Genomic DNA, 5,029 nt, shown 5'->3' with positions numbered 1-5,029 from the left:
TACCTCATACAGCAAATGTACCCAGAGGGAACTATGTATAATATGCCGCAGGCATTAAAACTTACAGGCGAAGTCAGCGTAGAGGATCTAAGAAGAGCGCTACAGGAAATAGTAGATCGACATGAAATTCTTAGAACGGAGTTCTTACTGGTAAATGGAGAGACCGTGCAGAAAGTACTTGAAACAGCAGAAGTACCATTTGAGTATGAAGAGGCTTCTAATCGAACTGATGAGGAAGAGATGAAGCTGTTCGTAAGAGCGTTTGATTTATCGAAAGCGCCACAGATAAGAGCGCGATTCGTAAAAAGGGACACGTATGGTTTGTTTATGTTAGATATGCACCACATTGTTGGCGATGGAATGAGTATAGTGACATTTATGAACGAACGGAACGCTCTTTACAAAGGAGAAAAACTGGAACCATTAAGTCATCAATTCAAAGATTATAGTGAATGGATGAGTAGTCGTGATCTGGAAAGTCAGAGAGCGTACTGGCTAAGTCAGTTTGAGGATGAGATACCAGTATTAGATATGCCACTAGATTATGCAAGACCACAGGAACAAAGCTATGAGGGTTCCATTACAGGAAGCATATTAGATAAAGAATTAGCCAAGAAGATCAAAGAATTGGCAAAAAGAACTGGTACGACAGAATATATGGTCTTCTTATCCGCAGCAATGGTGTTGCTTGGGAAATACAGTAGACAGGAAGATATCGTAATCGGAAGTCCAATCAGTGGAAGAACGCATAGAGATACCGAAGGAATGCTAGGTATGTTCGTTAATACGTTAGCCATGAGAGGAAGACCAGAGAAAGAGAAGCGTTATGAAGACTTCCTGTTAGAAATGAAAGAAGTATGTCTTAAGGCATATGAAAACCAGGAATACCCGTTTGAGGAATTGGTAGAAGAGGCTCAAGTTCAAAGAGATATGTCAAGAAATCCATTATTTGATGTGATGTTAGTATTACAGAATAATGAAAAAGCAGAACTGAGTTTAGAAGGAACAGAGGCAGAAGGAGCAGGTCTTGTAGGCACCGTAGCTAAGTTTGATTTGACCTTTAACGTGGAAGAACATGAAGGCCAGTATGGTGTTATGTTAGAGTACTGTACTGCATTGTTTAAGGAAGAAACTGTAAAACAGATCTTGAAACATTATGAAGAAGTATTAAGACAGGTAGTTGAACGACAAGATTGTCTGCTTGGACAAGTAGAGATGGTGACGGAGGATGAAAAAGAAAAGATCCTCCATGACTTCAACGCAACCAAGACAGAGTATCCGAGGGAGAAGACGGTAGTCGAACTGTTCGAAGAACAGGAAGCTAAGACACCAGATCGGATCGCTTTGGTCTTCGAAGGTGAAGAAGTAAGCTACCGAGAGCTGAATGAGAGAGCCAATGTGCTAGCTCATAAGTTAATTTCTAATGGAGTCAAAGTTGGAGATTATGTTGCAATGTATATTGAACGTAGTTTAGAAATGGTAATTGGAATTTATGGAATCATCAAGGCTGGGGGAATTTATGTACCAATAAATACAATGTATCCAGAAAGCCGCGTTAAATATATATTAAGTGATTGTGATGCTAAGATATTATTGGTAGGGTCAGAACAACAGAGTCTAAACTATGAAGGAAAAGTAATCAATATCAAAAAAGAACTTCCTTCAAATACAGAGGCAACAAATCCTTCTATCGAATTAAATTCTGAAGATGGTTTATATGTCATTTATACATCAGGAACAACAGGAAATTCAAAGGGCGTCGAAGTAATGCACAAGAATATAGTAAGACTGTTGTTTAATGATGGATTTAAATTTGACTTTAATCAAGATGATGTTTGGACAATGTTCCATTCCTATGGCTTTGATTTTTCTGTATGGGAAATGTATGGTGCAACTTTGTATGGAGGAAAGCTTGTAATCGTCAACGAAGAGGAAGCAAAGGACTCTTTAAAATTTGCAGAACTTCTGATAGAGAATAAGGTTACCGTATTAAATCAAGTTCCAACAGCTTTCTATAATTTGTTGAGACAACCAAAGGCAGAACAGATAAATGTTCGTTATTTGATCTTTGGTGGGGAAGCACTTAATCCTGCATACCTAAAAACGTGGTGTTATAATCATCCAAATACTAAAATTGTGAATATGTATGGAATTACAGAAACTACCGTACATGTTACCTATAGAGAAATTGGAGAAAAAGAAATACTTAGAGGAAGAAGTGATATCGGGAAGGCGCTTCCAACATTACAGACCTATATCATGAATGGTGAAACCCTCTGTGGCATCGGTGTGCCAGGAGAATTATGTATCGCAGGTGACGGATTAGCCAGAGGCTATGTAAATCGTCCAGAACTGACAGAAGAGAAGTTCGTGAAGAATCCATTTGGCGAAGGAAGGTTGTACCGTTCTGGAGACCTTGCAAGATGGCTGCCGGATGGAAACATTGAATACTTAGGCCGAATCGATGAACAGGTGAAGATTCGCGGGTTTAGAATCGAACTAGGAGAAATTGAGAGTCGAATTCGTGAAATCAAAGGTATTCATGACAGTGCAGTGATCGCAAAAGCGGATCAAAACGGTGATAAAGCAATCTATGCATACTATACAGGAGAAAGCGTCAGTGTGTCGGAGATAAGAGAACATCTTGCTGGTGTGTTGCCGGAGTACATGATTCCATCCTATATGATGGAAATCGACAGTATTCCTGTGACTCGAAATGGAAAACTAGATAAGAGGGCATTACCTGAGATCGAAGTAAAAGCAACCCGAGAGTATGTAGCACCAAGAAATAAGAAGGAGAGTATGGTATGCGAAGCATTCAGCACGATGTTGAATGCAAAAGAAGTTGGCGTAAAAGAAAACTTCTTTGAACTTGGCGGAGACTCTATTAAGGCAATAAGAATCATATCGAACCTTAGAAATGTCGGATATCATTTAACCGTAAAAGACATCCTGACTGGAAAGACGGCTGAAAGAATTGCATTGGCAATGAAAGAAACAGAAAATGAACGTAAATATGAGCAGGGAGAAGTAAGTGGATCCGTCACTAAGACTCCTATTATAAAATTGTTTGATTCTTGGAACTTAGAAAAGCCAGAACACTTTAACCAGACAATGATGTTCCCAGTAGACGGGATTGATAATACACAAATAAAGCGAGCAATCGAAGAACTTGTGAAACATCATGACATGTTAAGGGCAGTATATAGAAATCAACAACTCGAAATCCTTCCAATCATTGAAAGCAAATTGTGTGATTTTTATGAGTTTGATTACCGAGGAAAAGATGACGTCAAGCAGGCCATTCAAGAGCGCTGCAGTAAAATTCAGGCGAGCATCAATCTGGAGACTGGTCCGTTAGTAAAAATTGCCGTATTTGAAACAGACCAAGATAAAGTAATGATGTTCTGTGTACACCATCTAGCAATCGACGGTGTATCTTGGCGAATTCTTGCAGAGGATTTTGAAACAGTAGTAGATCAGATTCAGAAGAATGAAGAGATAAGATTACCAGAGAAGACGGCCTCATTTATGGAATGGAGCAAGAAGCTGGAAGAATACGGTGAACAACTATCCGAAAAAGAGGAAACATACTGGAAGAAAATAAGCAGTAGAACCGAGACTGGAGTTAGAGGCGAAGGTTCGAAAAAACGTGTTAGGACAACAAACTTTGTAGAATTCTCTGAAGAGATAACGGAGAAACTGTTGAAGAAGTCCGGCGTAGCGTGTGGAGCAAGGGTCCATGAAGTGTTATTAAGTGGTATTGCCAAAGCAATTGGAAGAATGACTAGTCAACAGGAAGTGGCAATCAAACTAGAAGGACACGGAAGAGAAAGACTGCATGAGCCAATTGAGATTGATCGAACAATAGGATGGTTTACCAATGTATATCCAGTCATCTTTGATTGTATCGAAGATACTAGACGAAGCGTCATTGGGGCAAAAGAAGCCGTACGCAGTGTACCAAATGGTGGCCTCGGATACGGTATCCTTCAGCAATTAGGAGAAACATGCGAAGCTGACATAAGCTTTAACTATCTTGGAGACTTCAATGGAGTAGGTGCTGAGGTTGGCTACGAAAGTGGAAGTTCGCTTGCTGAAGAAAACTGGACCGATGATAAGTTACTGTTAAATGGACAGGCGATAAATGGAAAGATGCAGTTTAGTATCATTAGCCAGGAAGAGAGATTTGATCAAGCGTTTATTGATGAATTTTCAGAGCAGTTTAAGCAAGCAATCATTGAAGCCATTGCGTATTGTGTGGAAGGAAACGAAGAGAAGACTGCAAGTGATTATAAAATCTATGATATTTCAGTGAGTGAATTTGAAACGCTGAAAGAAGAACTGGCTGGAACGGTAGATAAAATATATGAACTCACACCATTACAGGAAGGAATGCTATTCCACCACTTAGAGGATGCAGCGTCTACTGGATATGTGGTACAAAGTATCTATAAAATCGGAATGGAGATGAATGGTGACAGTATTAAAGAGGCACTTCATCTACTAAGCATTCGTTACGAAGTTCTTAGAACTGCGTTTATCTATCGAAATGTATTAGAACCAAAACAGGTAATCTACCAAGTTAGGGAGCCAGAATATAAGCTTGAGGATCTTACTGAACTGCCAGACGAGGAAAAAGAACTACGATATGAAGCACTCGTAAGACAGGATGTCGAACGAGGATTCGATTTGCAAGATGATCAGCTTCTTAGAATCACCTACGTGAAGTACGGAGATAATGATGTACGACTTATCTGGAGCATGCATCACATCATCGTGGATGGCTGGTGTCTTGGAATACTAATGGCTGAGTTTATGAAGTATTACGCTAAAATCGAAGAAGGAATGCAACTGTCTGTACTAGAAGAAGCAGTAATGGAAGAGAAGAAAGAGCAGGGAGAATACAGTGACTATGTTCATTGGCTAAGAAAACAGGGTCAGGAAAAAGCAAAAGAATACTGGAGCAAGTTATTAGATGATTATGACAGTGACTGTGAAATCACTCCGATGAACAAGCCAAAAGAGT

General features: G+C 39.6%; 1 protein-coding gene. It reads left to right on the top strand.

Annotated features, from left to right (window positions below; translation table 11 throughout):
* Positions 1-5,029, top strand: a 5,029-nt coding sequence (locus ABE34_RS24080; protein ID WP_197144920.1) for a non-ribosomal peptide synthetase, incomplete at both ends; no start/stop codon positions are given.

It is taken from the genome of Lysinibacillus sphaericus (assembly GCF_015844675.1).
GTDB classification, from domain to species: Bacteria; Bacillota; Bacilli; order Bacillales_A; family Planococcaceae; genus Lysinibacillus; species Lysinibacillus sphaericus_E.
The sequence above is the reverse complement of the archived record's forward strand: the minus strand, read 5'-3'. Positions and strand labels throughout refer to the sequence as shown.